The sequence below is a fragment of the Butyrivibrio proteoclasticus B316 genome (genome assembly GCF_000145035.1).
GTDB lineage: Bacteria > Bacillota > Clostridia > Lachnospirales > Lachnospiraceae > Butyrivibrio > Butyrivibrio proteoclasticus.
The window spans coordinates 117,374-133,450 of record NC_014390.1; the positions used below are offsets into that span (position 1 = coordinate 117,374).

A 16,077-nucleotide genomic window follows, 5' to 3' on the forward strand; every position below is an offset into this window, starting at 1 on the left:
TATTAACTATTTCCTGTCCGTTGCAAGATTAGCAAATTTGGTATACTCCGGTAACCATGCCAGTTCCACAGTCCCTATAGGACCGTTTCGCTGTTTAGCGATGATAATCTGGGCAACACCTTTTTTCTCAGTATCTTTGTTATAAAAATCTTCTCTGTGGATGAACATTACCATGTCCGCATCCTGCTCAATTGATCCAGATTCACGAAGATCTGACAGGATAGGTAAATGATCTGCTCTTTTTTCAGCTTCTCTGTTTAGCTGTGAAAGCGCAATTATCGGTATTTCTAACTCTCTGGCAAGAGATTTTAACGCCTTAGATATTTCAGCTACAATTTCCTGTCTTGATGCAGACGAGTTCTTACCTTGTTTACTTCCAACAAGCTGAAGGTAATCTATAAATACGATATCAAGGCCTGCTTCACTCTTAAATTTCCTGCACTTAGCCTGAATATCCTGAATTGTGATGCCTGATGAATCGTCTATGATAAATTTGGACTTCGCAATAATCCCTGCGCTATCTATGACACTATTCCAATCACTGTCAGTTAGATCTCCACTTTTTATTCTCGTAGAATCAACACGCGAGTCCATGGCGATAAGACGGTTTACAAGCTGCTCTTTTGGCATTTCCAAAGAAAAAATAGCTACACATTTGTTATCATGTAGAGCCATATACTCTGCGATATTTAATGCAAACGCTGTCTTTCCCATTGATGGACGTGCTGCAATAAGGACTAGATCTGCTGAATGGAAGCCAGATGTGCTATAGTCAAGATCTGTAAAGCCTGTAGCAATGCCTGTGATATGCCCTTTCATCTTACTTGCTTGTTCCATGATATTCAGTGAATTCATGACAATCTGGTCAATGGGAGTTATTATTCCAGCACTCCTTTTCTGTGTTACAGCCAGCACGTTTTTTTCAGCATCACTCAATACACCCTCTACATCATCAGCTTCCGTATAGCATGCGTTTTCAGCATCATTACACGCTTTGATAAGTTTTCTCAGCGTAGATTTGTTTTTTACGATATTGGCATAATATTTTACATTCGCAGAAGTGGGAACTCTCTCTACCAGTCTTACTATAAACTCATCACTACAAACCTCAAGCGAAACATTCTTTTCTCTTAAGCGATTCTGTAAGGTAACAGGATCTACAGCATTTTCCTCTTTTTCTAGTTCCACGATTGTTGAAAACATAATTCCCAGTTGTCTGTAATAAAAATCGTCTTCTATTAGTATTTCAGCCGCCGTTTTAATCGCAGCTCTGTCCATTATCATTGCACCGATTACCGACTGCTCAGCATCCTGATTATTCGGCGGAATTCGCCGCAATATATTTTCGTCATTCATTGTCTACCTCCCGTTTTTCTGCTTATTTGGCCAAAAAACTATATTTCTTCTCCATCAAATGAAAATTCCACAGACAATTGCGATTTGTCCAACTCTGTTGTATCTGCTATGGTCTCAACCAAAAAGCTACAGAACTTATGCTTAACATAGTCCAAAGCCATGTCATTTTTATGTGGAAACAGTATATAAATCACTCCCTCTAAATACCAGAAACTCCAATGGCTCTATCCATGTAAGATATGAAATATAGGTAAGACGACATTCTTGTCTCACCATCTGTTTAATATCATCCCATTTTTCCTTTATTCTATTTGTTATTGAAACATCATCAGTCATAACCTTCTCCTAACTTCCTATTTCCCCATCAGATCAAAGATGCTTAGCTGGCTCGACTCAGGAAGATTGCCAAGAAGGCCAAGCCTTGTCATATTGTCCACAACAACCTGCGGACACTTGGTTCTTGATTTAAAATCATCCCTTGAAGTAAATGGTCCTTCCTTCGCAGCCTCAACTATCTGATCCGCAGCCTTCTCTCCTAATCTTTCCAAACTTACGAGACTAGGCATAATCTTATCGCCAACAACTTTGAAGGTTCTGGATTCCGCTTTGTAAATGTCTATAGGCTCAACTTCTATACCTCTTTCGTACATTTCTTCAGCCAGCCTCATCGCCATTAGCTCATCTTCTTCTACAGCTGTAAGAGCATCACCTTTTTTCCTATATTCTTCCATGTACCTTTTCAAAGTGGCTTTACCCTGGAACATCCTTTCATAGTTGAGAGCTTTAGCCCTGATAGAAAACCACGCAGCATAAAAAGCTTGTGGAATATAAATCTTGAAATAAGCGATTCTCCAAGCCATCATTACGTAAGCTGCAGCATGAGCTTTGGGAAACATGTACTCAATCTTTTTGCATGAGCCCATGTACCACTCAGGGACGCCTTTATCCATCATGTCTTGTTCCCAGTTGGGCCAGTTATTTTCTTTTCCTTTTGCTACCTTTCCTTTACGCACTGCCTCCATGATTTTAAAAGACTCTGACGGATCAAGGCCTTTATGGATAAGATAAACCATAATGTCATCACGACAGCAAATGCACGAACTTAGAGTGGCAGCTCCTGAATCTATAAGATCTTTAGCATTTCCAAGCCATACGCCAGTGCCATGTGAAAGACCAGATATTCTTATGAGATCAGAGAAAGACTGTGGTTTGGCATCGATTACCATGTTCATGGCAAAATCTGTACCAAATTCTGGCAATCCCAAGCATCCTAGCTTCGTACCGCTTATCTGTTCCGGTGTAATGCCAAGAGCCGTAGTATTCATGAATAAAGTCATTACTAACCTGTCATCAAGTGGTACATCTTTAGGATCAAGCCCAGTGCAATCGTTCAAAAATCTGATCATTGTAGGGTCATCATGCCCTAGAATGTCGAGTTTAAGCAGGTTATGATCTATTTTATGGTAATCAAAATGTGTCGTTATGATGGGAGTGTCCATATCATTAGCTGGATGTTGTATTGGAGTAAAACTGTAAATGTTTTCTCCGACAGGAAGAACAACGATTCCGCCCGGATGCTGTCCAGTTCCACGTCGCACACCTTTGCAGCCCTCTGCTAGCCTCTCAATTTCAGCACTTCTCTTAGTCTTTTCTGCTTGCTCAAAATACTTTTTCACATAACCATAGGCAGTCTTATCTGCCACAGATTGGATTGTTCCAGCTCTGAATGTCTGACCATCTCCGAAGATAACTTCCGTATATTTATGAGCTTTCGACTGGTATTCTCCGGAAAAGTTAAGGTCAATATCTGGTTCCTTGTCTCCCTTGAATCCTAGAAATGTTTCGAAAGGGATATCAAAACCATCTTTCTTCATCAGCGCACCGCAGCGCGGACATCTTTTGTCAGGCATATCACATCCGGAATTTCCTGCATATTTTTTTACATCTTCACTGTCAAATTCACTGTATTGGCACTCAGGACACAGATAATGCGGAGCCAGGGAGTTGACTTCTGTTATGCCAGCTGCATACGCCACAAACGATGAACCTACAGATCCCCTTGATCCTACAAGATATCCATCCTCCAAGGACTTCCACACTAGTTTCTGTGCAATGATATAAAGAACTGCGTAACCATTCCCTATGATTGACTTGAGCTCTTTTTCCAAACGCTCTTCTACTATCGGAGGAAGTGGATCTCCATACATCTCATGCATCTTGTCGTAGCAAATCTTTCTAAGTAGTTCATCGCTATTCTCTATTACCGGTGGGCATTTATCTGGTCTTACAGGCGATATCTTTTCACACCAATCAAATATCTTATTTGAATTCTCAATAACCACCTCTCTCGCTTTCTCTTCACCAAGATATTCAAACTCCTGAAGCATTTCCTCTGTAGTTCTGAGATACAAAGGTGCTGGATCTTCTTTGTCCATCTTCTTCATGGAAAGAATAATTGTCCTATAAATCTCGTCTTCAGGGTTTAAGAAGTGCACGTCACATGTGGCGACTACGGGTTTGTTATAATGCTCTCCTAATTTAACTATCTTTCGGTTGATATCCCTTAAGTCTTCTTCGGAATTGATTTTTTCCATTTTTTCATTGGCTATCATGAATTTATTATTTGCTATTGGTTGAATCTCCAAATAGTCATAGAAGTCTACTATCTTTGCTATCTCTTCATCCGACCGGCCTTCTCTAACAGCTTCATAAAGCTCTCCTAAACAGCATGCTGATCCAACAATCAATCCCTCCCTATACTTGATCAATTCACTCTTTGGGATAATTGGCTTCCTATAATAGTAATCAATATGAGACTTGCTGATTAATGTATAGAGATTAGTTCTTCCACAAGTATCTTTTGCTATCAGAATTACATGATTACTGTGAAGTCTCTTGACAGCTTCTATATCCAGTTCTTCGATAGCCTTAATAGCATCAAGATCATAAATACCTTTTTCGTACAATTTCTCCTGGAAGATTTTAAAAATCTCTGCAGTACATTCCGCGTCAGAAATCGCCCTATGATGTTGCTCATTAACAACCTTTAAGGTTTTACACACTGCTTCAAGACTATGCTTTGCCTGTTGTGGGTAAAAAGCTCTTGATAATCCCATTGTATCTATGCAGGTGAATTCCTTTTTTATGCCCAGTCGCCTACAATTCTCTATAATGAAGCTGATATCAAAACCAACATTATGTCCTACAAGAACACAATCTCCGCAAAACTCTACAAACTTTGGGACAACAGCATCAATCAAAGGTGCACCTATAACCATGTCATCTGTAATGGTCGTCAGTTTAGTGGTAGCTGGAGATATCGGAATCTTTGGATCTACAAACTCAGAGAATTTGTCCACTACTACACCATCCAACATTTTTACTGCACCAATCTCTATTATCTTGTCCTCTGTAGGTGAAAGACCTGTTGTCTCAATATCAAAAACTACAGCTGGAACTCCTTTTAACTCCTGACCCTTGTTATTAGTAACAATCTTTACAAAGTCATCAACCAAATAGCCTTCAACACCTAGCAAAAGCTTAAACTTATCAATATCACAGTCTTTATGCTTTCCTTTGTATTCTTTTATAAAGTGATCCCCTTCTGTCAGTCCTTGAACAACTGCGTGATCGGTGATCGCTATACCAGGCATTCCCCACTTGTATGCCTGCAAAATGATATCTTCGGCACTAGAAACCGCATCCATATCACTCATTTTTGTATGACAATGTAGCTCTACTCTTTTTCTTGGGGCATTATCGACTCTCTTCGTCGTAAAATCAGGAATTTCTTTGATTCCCACAACGCTCTGGATGGAAACTTCATGGTCAAAATTATCAAGTGCAGCTATTCCTTTTAACTTTATGAAAGCACCCACATGGATTTTTTCCTCAAGTTTTGCTACTTGCTCCTGTTTGGCAAATATCTTAACTTTGATGCTGTCCGTAAAGTCAGTAATGGCAAACATCAGAATAGCTTTTTCATTTTTTATGTCTTTACGTTCATACTTAATAATCTGTCCACGAACAACAATTTCACCTATAGCCCCCTCGATATCGATAATCTGCGTAATTTCTTCATCAAAGTTTCTGCCATAGATTATTGATGGATCATCTGGTATTTTTGAAAACTTTCCTTTAGCAAAAGTCGCACCTTTCTTGATATCCTGCTTTGACTTTTCATTGCTCCAATTACTATCCTGCTTTTTTTCTACCTTTTCAGATCTGGATTCAACAACCTTGATAGCATCAACCTCTACAATCTCAGGTCCTTTTTCTATATGGACTGCATCGTATGTATATTGAGGCTTAGTTCTTTCTACCGCCTCCCTGTATGTAATATTAAAATTGACATTCAATCCGCAACGCTCATTAAAAATCTTTTCAAATACGCGCTTTATATCCTGAGCCTTTTTCCTAGTAATCACGTTTTCTTCAAGACATATGTTCACATTAGAATCATCTGGATACTCAAAAGTAGCCCTTTTTATGATGGTATGCTCAATTGGATCATAATTCTTGAATTCCAGAAAGATACTCTCCGAATAAAAATCCATGAGATATTTAGGCGTATATTGTGAAGACAGTGTAAATTTTTCATATACTTTCACCGTAACGTTAACCCCAGAAAAAAGCTGGTCTTGAATAGACTTTTCAATCTTATAAATTGTACTTTTTTCGATTAATATGCTGCTTTTGATGTAAATACGTATAAAATCATGCTTCTTAGTTGATGAAATCTTCTCAATCTCAACACTTTTCATATCATTGAAAATATCATCATCGACCTTAAGCATGGGAAATGCTTCAAAAAACATTCTGTTCATAATTCGTTTGCTCCATTTATTCCTTGGGGTTCATCCCCCTGTTCTGTTTTGGAACAGGCAATCACCAAATCATCAAAGATGATATATTCACCCGGCTTGATCTGACTGATATACTTGGCAACTTTATCCAGGTCTAAGTCTTTAAGCGCGCACATCCTGACCATATCATCGACATCTGCGAATTCCCCTGGCCGGAGATTATGCATATATTCTGATAGCCTCTCAAGATCAAACTCTATTTCATCTTCCGGCTCATTATGTTTTTTTCTTTTTGAGGCCATAAAAAATTCCCTCCTGATGTATAAAAAGGTTATATAAGTATAAAAAACAAAGTGGACACATTATGACCACGTCGAATTATTGCTTAATTAAGGTTATGTTTTCTCCAGATTTACATAATAAAAAAAGCGATGTACATTTTTTAGTACATCGCTCTCTTGCGAGCATAATAGTATTTTGGGCTATATGAACCATAAATTAAATTGCCTGAATAACCTTATATATTTCGTCTGCAAGTATCTTGTGCCCCTCAGGAGTCAAATGCAATGAATCTGTCTCTGATGGATATATATACTGAGCTGCATTAAAGAAAATACATCCTTTACTGTCAGCAATTTTCTCGTAATATTCATGGAACTTTTTAGACTCATCAATAGCATTTTCAGTGAATGCCCCATAAAACGGAGAGTACTTTATGCCAGCACCTATCTCTGGAGGAGAAACCAGAATAATCTCTGGAACAAAGTCCTGTTTTTCTGCAGTAAATTCTTTTATTACATCAATGAGAATGCCTGCATTTTCAGCTATCTGCTCAGCTGTAAGATGGAATGTCTGCTTGAGATCATTGCTCCCAAGCATCAGAATCAATATATCTATTGGCTTGTGTGAATTGAGACATGGTCTCAAATAATCAAGACCGTTCTTCCATCCATCAATTGGATCATCGTGAATAGTCGTTCTTCCATTACAGCCTTCCTCGATAACTGCATAGTCACTCCCAAGAAGCATCTGTAGTCTTCCAGGATACCTAATATCCTTTGGATACCTCATTCCTGTCTCTGGAATATAGCCATATGTATTTGAATCGCCATAACAAAGGATTGTTTTCATCGCCTATGTACCTCTTGAAATTAGTCATACTTATAATAAAACATTCTTAAGCACGTTTAAATCACATCAAATATATTAGTTCCACTACATATGTTATTACCTAACAATTCATAAACATATAATCAAAACTCTATCCTAGCTAAAAGCCCTTTCTCTATACGTGATATAAGAGCTTCTTCAATCCCTAATTTACGTGGCTCTTTTTGCGAAGAAAATACTAATTGTTTCTCATCATTAAGCATGACATCAATTATATTAACCAATTCGCTTGATGCTTCACTTTTGCCCACAAAACAATCTATGTCATCTATAAGAAGAACGTCCAGGGACCTATAAAAATCGACAAATTTGTTTGAATTCCCATTTGTTTTCATATCCATGACATCGTTTATAAACTTTTCCGCTAAAATATAAAATGCACGCTTGTCGTCACTTTCATGATTAATATAATCCTCTATTGTTTTCAAAAGGTGTGTCTTTCCTGAACCGTGATCTCCATAGATATATAGCGGATTATATGATTCTTTACGCGGATCTATGATTAACTGTGCTGCTTGAAATGCAAAGTAATTCCCTGAAGAAACACGAAAGTTCAAGAAACTATACTTATCCATAATCTGCCATTCCTGTTTCTCAAGATAGCTCATATAATGGCTACTTCCGTCATAATGCACTTGGGGAAGTTCTGTTAATCCAAAACATTCCATTATCTTCGGAATATATTCCTCACCAATATTACAGTTCATATATAGAATCGGCTTTCCTTTTGAATTAAACTCCACTCTACCTCGCGGGTAATAGTAAAATGGCTTATTACTACACTCCTTAGGTTTTACAAAGTCCCACAGAAGCTTATGATTGTAGTTTTTTCCCGACTTAGCAACTCCAACAGTTGCATCCGCTTCAAAAGGGAAAGCTAGTATTGAATTGTCTACAAGCCAAAACACGCCTCTTTTTGGTTCACCCATATATACGCTCCTTACGTAATTTTGTATAACAAAGATGCTCCAACTTAGAATATGCCCTATCTGTATAGCTCAGTCCTTCACCGCATTTACTTATTGTCTCCATGCTATTCCTTTCATACAAATACAATTATTACCTACTCAGTTAATAGTTATCCTATCTTTGCTATTTTCAGCCACTAAGCCACCATAATGCTGTATTTCCATCATACTATGTGCTCTTGGGAACACATGACTGATCTTTTCGCATGATTTTAAATACCACTCTGGGATTCCTGCATTATAAAGAAGCGCTATAGTCTCAGCATCCCATCCATTTCTTTTAATCCTTCCCCAACGAACATCTTCAGAAATCCGATAAGCTTTTTCTCTATCAATACCATGATCAAGCATAAACTCAAACACATCTTCTCTATGAGCAATCAGGTCCCCTAGCGCAATCTCATCCGATTTAGCAAGCTCTTCCGCATTTTCTTCCCAGACTCCGTTGCCTTCTACACTTAACCCTCTGCACTTCACTTTATCTTCAAACGTCAATGGATTTAATAGATCAAATACTGGCCCAGATAAAACCTTTCTACCAATTCTCTTTTGCCTAGATACCTCTAAAAAGCCAAAGAATAATTCGTTATCGTCGTAATAATCACGTAACAAAACTTGTGGGTCACTGATGCCAACGCCGTTAACTATTCCACTCGTAAAATGTTTATATCTTATTCTTGCGTCGCCATTATAATGCTCAAAGTACTTAACTAGTTTTCTGTATAATTTACGCGTCACATTGATTTCAATAGACAAGTTTTCTTCCCCATTAAGGCCAAAGCAAAATTCAGAATAAAGCCTAGGTCTAATCCTAACAGGGTCTATCTCTGAAATATCAAGAAGGTAGGCAACTACTGATGATCCAGTATCTCCTCTAAGGCTGAATTTCTCATGTTTCGCCCCAACTCCACAAAGTGCCTCATATACAACAATAAATAAAGGCGCTGTCCCTTTCTTCTTTATCGCAGCAAGTTCTTTTTTCATTCGTTCGTATGCTTCCGATAAATCATTATCGTTATATCTATCGTATATCCTTGTAATACATAGATGTTCCAATTTTATATATGCCTGTTCGGTATATGTCAGGTCTTGAGTCATTTATCCTCTCCTTCTGAAGCCTTCTGATTAGCCCCTCATTTCATCAATAATTCTCTGTATATCAGCATGAATAAGCGTTGTCTTAGCCAAAAGTTCATCTACAATTTTCTCGAGTAGTTGCCTATTCTCAACGATTATCTTTTTAACCTCTATGTAATTTCTTTCAAGTATCATTGCCATTGTTCTATTACGATTTTCTGCTGAATAGTCATTATCGTGATCTTCAATCCAATTATGGAAGCCATAGGCACAAAGATTGTCTACTAGTCCTTTTGCATTATCAAAAGCATTTTGCAAATCACTATTGGCCCCATCATCAACTTCTCCATACACCAGCTCTGTAACAGCTCTTCCTGCAAGAGAGGTCTTTATCATATTTTCGATATACTCACAAGTCCATTCCTTTGGCTCTCTTCTGTAATACCTCACAAAGCCAACTTTATCGTCGTCCGCTTGTCTTATCGAAGCTATGCTCACACTACCAGGATCTAGAATCTCAGCCACTAAGGCATGACCTGCTTCATGATATGCAGCTCTAGTCAATGTCTCCTGACTCATGTGTGAATCAAATAATTCAGCTCCAAACTCCTGTGTAAGAAAGGCCTCAACTATGTTACTCATATCAATCTCTTTTTGCCTGTTAAAGGCAGCATTCATCGCTGCATTTTTTATAACGCATTCAAGAGTCGCGCAAGATTCTCCTGAAAGGAGCTTAGCAATCGATATCTCATCCAATCTCCCCTTCATTCCTATTTTGTCGAGGTAGAATCTAACTATCTCTGCAGCCTCATAAGCCTTTGGTTCTCGAGTATTTATTCTTCTACCAAGTCTTCCAGGCCTTAGGAGGGAATCAGGAATCTTTCTGGTTCCGTTTGCTGTTGCTATAACAAAAACATCTTTTCCCTTTACTTCATCTATGCAGGACTGCACAGCAACGAATTCTTCGGCATCCTCGCTATCATCATTATCAGAAAACTTGTCAAGATCATCCATAAACACAATGGAAGGTGCATTTTCGGAAGCATTATTAAATGTCTCTACTACCTCATCTATAAACTTTCCATCTGAGACTTTTTTTCTTAATACATAAGCTTTTCGATTTATAGCATTGATCAAAGCATTAACCATAGTGCTTTTCCCAGTACCAGGTCGCCCCACAATAATCACGCCATTGTCCATAGTAGCTCCAAGGTCTTTATATACCTCTGGATTATTGAGCATATCTATAATGATAGTTAGTTCTCTTTTTATTTCCTCATATCCCTTTATCTCTTCAAAGTAATCTTTCATATCTCGTGGTCCTTTCCTTAACCCAAAAACGTCGTGTACTTTTATGGTCACATAATAAATGAAGCGATGTGCTTTTTTTAGCACATCGCTTTTCTCTGAAATAAAAGTATTCATATTTATTATGGCAATATATCGGATTTGATTCCTCTGTACTTCTCCGCCGCCTCCATAAACTCTGATCGATAATATAATTTTAACCAGGCCATTTCATATATCATCAATGAAAAAGCAGCAACATGAGACTTGTTAAAGCTATATCTCGCTTTATCCCATAGCATATCAAATATAGCATTCGCCACGTCCATCCCCACAATCTTTGACGACGTAGCTCCATAAACAAATTCCTCTCTCATTTCTCCTATAGTAAATTGCTTTCTTTTCGATAAATCTCTACGGCATAAATCGCTTTTTTCAGGAGAAAAACCCCCTAAATCCTGCAATATCCTCATAATTTGTTCTTGATAGATTACACAGCCATATGTTGTGGACAAAATCGTTTCAAGCTCTGGGCATTCATATGTAATATACTGTGAATTCTTGATGTTACGCAGATACTTTTCTATATGTTCTTCTGACAAAGGCCTGTCCAACGTTATTGCTGCCATGAGCTCATCCATGTTTTTAGGTCTTATCACTTCATATAAAGCAGCGTTCCCAGCAACCAATGGTTCATGATATTCATGCCATTTACCGTTATCATCAAGATGCCACCAAGTTGAATATGAATGAGGATCATCCTTGTCAAAGAAGAGAATACCATTAGTCTCACCTGATAATAGAAGCTCAAAAACAGCCGGATCGGTTTTATCAATTCTCACTATATCTATTCTCTCTCTTTTGCTTCTAGATATAATCTCGAGAGTGTCTTTGATTATTGAAAGCTCCACCCATTCTTTAATGCTAATATCTGCCATTTTCAAAAGCTTAGGCATTCCGCTTCCATACATTTCAGTAAGATACCCAAATATCAAAGGTTTGGCCCCTTTCTCAACATCAATCCTAATACAGTAAGAGGGAGTCTCTCTACCCATGTTTAGGTAGCGTTCAAAGAGAAGATTTTCTTTTATCGGATCAACTCCTGTTATTCCAAGGCAGTATGCCACCAGACTCCCCGGAAGGGCTCCGCACCCTGGAGATATCATTAGATTATTCGATCTCGCAAATTCGATTAAATCATAAATAATTAGAAATCCGCCTACCATTCCCTTTTTATTTATGACTTCAAGCTCATGCGCCAAGCGTGCATGAACATCCTCTGTTACATTAGGATATTTCTCAGAAAAGCCTTTGTGACACAGTTCTTCCAAAAAGCCAAAAGCAGTTTTACCATCTGGCACTAATCCACTCAATAATCCATCCTCACACAGTTTTGAAAGGTATGCATTTGAGTTATGTATCGTTATTCCAGTTGCAGGACCATTATATAATAAAGCCCTCATCACTTTTACAGTTGTTTTCCCCTCATCAACCGTTCTTTGAGTAGTCACATTGTATTTTTTATGGCCTTCTCCGAATATATACTCTTCAGATAGAACTATGTCTTTCGTCTCTTTAACCATCATCTGCTTCCCTTCTTATACAAGCCTCATGTGCTCTTCCAATTACATAATAAAAAAAGCAATGTGCATATTTTTGCACATTGCCTGTATCATGTTATCCCTCATTAAGTCATTGTATATGTCCCATTATTGGTGATATGGAGCATATTTTCTATATACCTTGAATGTTCTTCAAGTATGCTTAACCGTTTACCATACTCGTTATCTGCACGAGATCGTTTACAAAGTTTAACAAACAAGGCTTCAATCATAACCCTTTTCTGCTCTGTGTACCGAATATCTGAGGACAGTTCAGAGAATAGTTGCAAAAACAACATAATGGTATCTGAATCTACCTTTCTGGCATCGTCCTTCATAATTTGAAGATTCTCGGATGAGGCTTCTATAAGGTTATCTATCTGGTCTGACTTTTGTAACAGCATAAGATTTCGCAGGTACCAGATAATTTCATTTGTAAGCTGATAAAGATCTACCCCTTGAGCAACTTTCTCTGAAAGAACAACTATTGCGGAATGTAAGTCTTTTTCATACAAAGCAAAGAACATCCTTCTCAGTGTCTTGGTATCGTCTATTCTTAGCGACTCCAAGGCAATATCGTACGATAGCTCTTTTCCATTGGCTACAAAAATAACATGTTCTAATATGCTCAGCGCGTCTCTCATAGAACCATCTGCCACCTTGGCTATGTATTGCAAAGCTGTCTCCTCCGCAGGAATTCTTTCTGCCTCAGTAACCATCCTAAGATGCTGCTCGATGATATCGATTGAAATTCTTCTAAACGCATATTGCTGGCATCTTGAAAGTATTGTAGCTGGAACCTTATTCATTTCTGTCGTTGCCAGGATAAAAACTGCATAGGGCGGAGGCTCCTCCAGAGTTTTTAGAAGTATATCAAAGGCCTCCCCTCTTTTTCCATAAAGCATATGGACCTCATCTATTATGTATACTTTCCATTTACCTTTCATGGGCGGATAGGACACTTCTGCTATTATGCGCCGCACATCAACCACCTTGCTATTGGATGCAGCATCAATCTCTATTATGTTTGCATCGCTGCCGGAAGCATAGGACTTGCAAAAATCGCATTCTCCGCACGGGTTTCCGTTTATAGTGTTCTCACAGTTGATTGCTCTAGCAAAGATCCTTGCTAAAGTCGTCTTCCCTGTTCCTCTTGTACCATGAAACAGGTAGGCATGCGAAACCATGTCATGTTTTACCTGGTTTCGAAGTGCCGTGACAATATAATCCTGCCCCTGGACCTCATCAAACGATTGTGGCCTAAACTTTCTATATAATGCTAAGTATCCCATCTTACTATCCACCTGAATGATAAAAATGCTGTTCGGATCTTCGCTTTTTTCTCTTCTCGCCTATATTCTTGCAAATCCATTAGTGAAAAAGCTTCATCAAACGAATAATATCTTTCACAGTCCTCACAATAATAACCATCTTCCTCTTGGAGCAGGAAAGGACAGCCACAATCCTCACAAATCAGTTCCTTTGTCATAGAAATATTCTTATCCTCCTTTTAATATCTGACCCTTCCAAATTAGGTTCAATTAAAAGACTTGTGTTTCTTTTTTTAGATCATGCTTACCTTGTAGGTACATAATAAAAAAAGCAATGTGCTTTTTTTAGCACATTGCCATCCTGCAGTACCCATGGATATATAAAAAACTCATTAGTGACTTATACCCTACGGCTGTAATCACACCATGCTGCAAGAATCCCAAATGCACACTCTACTATTGCTTCACAAATCCCACACTTACGCATAAACCGAATGTCTTCAATCAATGATGCAACAGAGGTGATATTTGCACACTTATGTAACCATGACTCATCTGACATTTCAGCCACCACATCAGAAATTAGCATATCCTTTTCCCTTAACACATCTTCTATAATCTCCGTCCGTTTGCTCTCTGATACTATCAATATTGGAGATTTATCATATTTCATAATACTTGCTTCCTGATCAGTTAGGATTTCCATACATTCATCCTCAATTATCCTGCGGGTATCCTCAACCACAGACGCTATTAACGAAGGTGAAACTCCAATACAAAACGACTCTCTCTTACCAACACCAATATCCAGGTATTCATCACTTCTAGAATATTTTAGTTTCCATCGTTCTTCCATTATTTCTTTTTTATACCTTGCAATATTTTCATCACTCATGCAAGGAAGCATATCTATATAATGGAGCACAGATGCATGATAAGCTCTTGTATTTTGCGGTTCTATAAGATGTTCTTCAAAGTCGTTCTCATCCAACAAGCATTCCCCCAGGCGTAAAATCTCCGCCAATGCCTCATCTCTATTATTTTGGATTCTAGACACAAATCTTATTACTGTATTTTCCATAATTTTACCTTCTTCCTTTTACAGCCATGGAAATATATCTTCTATTAAACATATTAAAAGAGGCAATGTACTGTTTTTAGCACATCGCCTTTTTTGCCGAATCTCTTTTTACAATTAAGCATTACATATGATATTGAAGCCTGTTCTCGTATCTATAATTCTTGTAATCATCATAATTATAATATCGTGGCTCTTCCTGCAATATTTTACCATATGCGCACTCATCAGAAATTTTTAGGATAGTCAACGCCTCCTATGCACGAAATATCTTCAGATAAAAACCGTTTCTCCATCCTTAGGATCTGAGAGAACTGTTCCCTGCGGTATAACTAACTTCTTAAGTTCTTTTTCTTCAGCAGATGTATGATGGATAATAAGCGTATCTGGTGCCACAACATTTATTACATATTCCAAATCTTCTTTTGTAATATGTCCCGATACATGAATAGACTCAATCTTATTACAACACTGAAGAAACTTAGCAACAGTCGGCAATTCCCTATACCCTCTCCACATTGAATAGATTAAACAAGTGTCATTTGGGTACTTACCAAAGAACTCTTCAACATACGGAAGAAAAAAATCTCCAGCTCTAACTACCATTCCAAAGCCACGTTTCTCATAATCTTCTTTCTTATCAGGATCGTATGGCCAAATTCTCCTTGATTTGAATGCTTCATCCCTATCAATGTCCGCTATCTTCATCAGTCTCTTTTGAAAACCATCGCATAGTCCATGTTTCCCGCACGGGATAGCTCTCGAAAATGAAGCAATTCTGTCTATATTAGATGACGAAGCAAGTAAAAAGACATATTTATTTTCTTTGAGGATTCTTTTAAACTCCCCCTCTACCCACTGCTCATCATGACAAAATGGGGACTCTCTATCTATATTTGTACCTTCCGTTATCATTAAATCTATATGTCCAAGACTTCTAAAGGTCTCTTTTAGCTTTTCTCCATTAAAACCATGTAATCTGTAATCCCCAGTTATAAGAATTCTTTTATCATGGCCCTCGACTAAGTACATGAGAGAATCAATAGCGGAATGATCTGAGGCTAAAGGCGTAATCTTAATATCTTTTATCTCTATTGCCTCTCCTTCAGTCAACGCCTGGATGTCTTGAGCCCATACAACCTGACCAACACTTACCTTATGTTCCTGCTGAGCCTGAAGGATCCTTTTCGCAGTCTTTTGCATATATACGGGAATTCCCGCAAGAATTGCAGGCACTTCACCGACATGATCTCCGTGATAATGAGTCAGAAAAACCGCATCACAGCCCACTTCGCCTTTTGTTACACCTTCGATACTTAGTGGTTTCTGATTGCCTTCATCTTCTAGTGGCGCACCAAAATCAAATAGTATTCTAGCTTCATCAGTTGCTATTTCTGTACATACTCCGCCAATCTGACTCATTCCTCTATATGGAGTTACCTTAATCTGCTTATCACTCATTTT

Annotated in this window: 13 protein-coding genes; all 13 read right to left on the reverse strand. The window is 38.1% G+C overall.

The annotated features are described in order from the left end of the window. Positions 1-6 precede the first annotated feature (6 nt). A complete protein-coding gene (gene dnaB, locus BPR_RS19000) occupies positions 7-1,356 on the reverse strand; it encodes a replicative DNA helicase (protein WP_013283134.1) in 1,350 nt (449 codons plus the stop codon). 168 nt (positions 1,357-1,524) lie between these two features. Continuing rightward, positions 1,525-1,692 carry a hypothetical protein gene (locus BPR_RS20915; protein WP_013283135.1) on the reverse strand — a complete coding sequence of 56 codons (168 nt, stop codon included), beginning with the start codon at positions 1,690-1,692 and terminating at the stop codon, positions 1,525-1,527. 17 nt (positions 1,693-1,709) lie between these two features. Then, on the reverse strand, positions 1,710-6,182 hold the full coding sequence (locus tag BPR_RS19005; RefSeq protein WP_013283136.1) for a PolC-type DNA polymerase III: 4,473 nt from the start codon (positions 6,180-6,182) through the stop codon (positions 1,710-1,712). Next, on the reverse strand, positions 6,179-6,463 hold the full coding sequence (locus tag BPR_RS19010) for a hypothetical protein (RefSeq protein WP_013283137.1): 285 nt from the start codon (positions 6,461-6,463) through the stop codon (positions 6,179-6,181). Before BPR_RS19010 ends, BPR_RS19005 begins: the two co-directional genes overlap by 4 nt. Before the next feature lie 196 nt (positions 6,464-6,659). Further along, positions 6,660-7,292 carry an SGNH/GDSL hydrolase family protein gene (locus BPR_RS19015; RefSeq protein WP_013283138.1) on the reverse strand — a complete coding sequence of 211 codons (633 nt, stop codon included), beginning with the start codon at positions 7,290-7,292 and terminating at the stop codon, positions 6,660-6,662. A gap of 122 nt (positions 7,293-7,414) precedes the next feature. Continuing rightward, the gene (locus BPR_RS20220) at positions 7,415-8,260 is read right to left on the reverse strand and encodes a DnaA/Hda family protein (protein WP_013283139.1); all 846 of its coding nucleotides are present in this window, start codon (positions 8,258-8,260) and stop codon (positions 7,415-7,417) included. Positions 8,261-8,398: 138 nt separating this feature from the next. Next, positions 8,399-9,397 (reverse strand): hypothetical protein, encoded by a 999-nt coding sequence (locus BPR_RS19025; RefSeq protein WP_013283140.1) that lies wholly within the window; start codon positions 9,395-9,397, stop codon positions 8,399-8,401. A gap of 27 nt (positions 9,398-9,424) precedes the next feature. Continuing rightward, on the reverse strand, positions 9,425-10,687 hold the full coding sequence (locus BPR_RS19030) for an AAA family ATPase (protein WP_042258768.1): 1,263 nt from the start codon (positions 10,685-10,687) through the stop codon (positions 9,425-9,427). Positions 10,688-10,806: 119 nt separating this feature from the next. Further along, positions 10,807-12,249 carry a DNA polymerase III subunit alpha gene (locus tag BPR_RS19035; RefSeq protein ID WP_013283142.1) on the reverse strand — a complete coding sequence of 481 codons (1,443 nt, stop codon included), beginning with the start codon at positions 12,247-12,249 and terminating at the stop codon, positions 10,807-10,809. A gap of 101 nt (positions 12,250-12,350) precedes the next feature. Next, the gene (gene dnaX, locus BPR_RS19040; RefSeq protein WP_013283143.1) at positions 12,351-13,556 is read right to left on the reverse strand and encodes a DNA polymerase III subunit gamma/tau; all 1,206 of its coding nucleotides are present in this window, start codon (positions 13,554-13,556) and stop codon (positions 12,351-12,353) included. Then, entirely contained in the window at positions 13,544-13,753 is a 210-nt protein-coding gene (locus BPR_RS19045; protein ID WP_013283144.1) for a hypothetical protein, read from the reverse strand. Before BPR_RS19045 ends, dnaX begins: the two co-directional genes overlap by 13 nt. A 182-nt stretch (positions 13,754-13,935) precedes the next feature. Further along, positions 13,936-14,616: a hypothetical protein gene (locus tag BPR_RS19050; RefSeq protein WP_013283145.1), complete on the reverse strand. Its 681-nt coding sequence runs from the start codon at positions 14,614-14,616 to the stop codon at positions 13,936-13,938. A gap of 270 nt (positions 14,617-14,886) precedes the next feature. Further along, entirely contained in the window at positions 14,887-16,074 is a 1,188-nt protein-coding gene (locus tag BPR_RS19055) for an MBL fold metallo-hydrolase (protein ID WP_013283146.1), read from the reverse strand. Between the last annotated feature and the right edge of the window lie 3 nt (positions 16,075-16,077).

Coding starts and splice junctions, on each gene's coding strand:
- dnaB (WP_013283134.1), bottom strand. CDS start 1,356: ATGAATGACGAAAATATATTGCGGCGAATTCCGCCGAATAATCAGGAT.
- BPR_RS20915 (WP_013283135.1), bottom strand. CDS start 1,692: ATGACTGATGATGTTTCAATAACAAATAGAATAAAGGAAAAATGGGAT.
- BPR_RS19005 (WP_013283136.1), bottom strand. CDS start 6,182: ATGAACAGAATGTTTTTTGAAGCATTTCCCATGCTTAAGGTCGATGAT.
- BPR_RS19010 (WP_013283137.1), bottom strand. CDS start 6,463: ATGGCCTCAAAAAGAAAAAAACATAATGAGCCGGAAGATGAAATAGAG.
- BPR_RS19015 (WP_013283138.1), bottom strand. CDS start 7,292: ATGAAAACAATCCTTTGTTATGGCGATTCAAATACATATGGCTATATT.
- BPR_RS20220 (WP_013283139.1), bottom strand. CDS start 8,260: ATGGGTGAACCAAAAAGAGGCGTGTTTTGGCTTGTAGACAATTCAATA.
- BPR_RS19025 (WP_013283140.1), bottom strand. CDS start 9,397: ATGACTCAAGACCTGACATATACCGAACAGGCATATATAAAATTGGAA.
- BPR_RS19030 (WP_042258768.1), bottom strand. CDS start 10,687: ATGAAAGATTACTTTGAAGAGATAAAGGGATATGAGGAAATAAAAAGA.
- BPR_RS19035 (WP_013283142.1), bottom strand. CDS start 12,249: ATGATGGTTAAAGAGACGAAAGACATAGTTCTATCTGAAGAGTATATA.
- dnaX (WP_013283143.1), bottom strand. CDS start 13,556: ATGGGATACTTAGCATTATATAGAAAGTTTAGGCCACAATCGTTTGAT.
- BPR_RS19045 (WP_013283144.1), bottom strand. CDS start 13,753: ATGACAAAGGAACTGATTTGTGAGGATTGTGGCTGTCCTTTCCTGCTC.
- BPR_RS19050 (WP_013283145.1), bottom strand. CDS start 14,616: ATGGAAAATACAGTAATAAGATTTGTGTCTAGAATCCAAAATAATAGA.
- BPR_RS19055 (WP_013283146.1), bottom strand. CDS start 16,074: ATGAGTGATAAGCAGATTAAGGTAACTCCATATAGAGGAATGAGTCAG.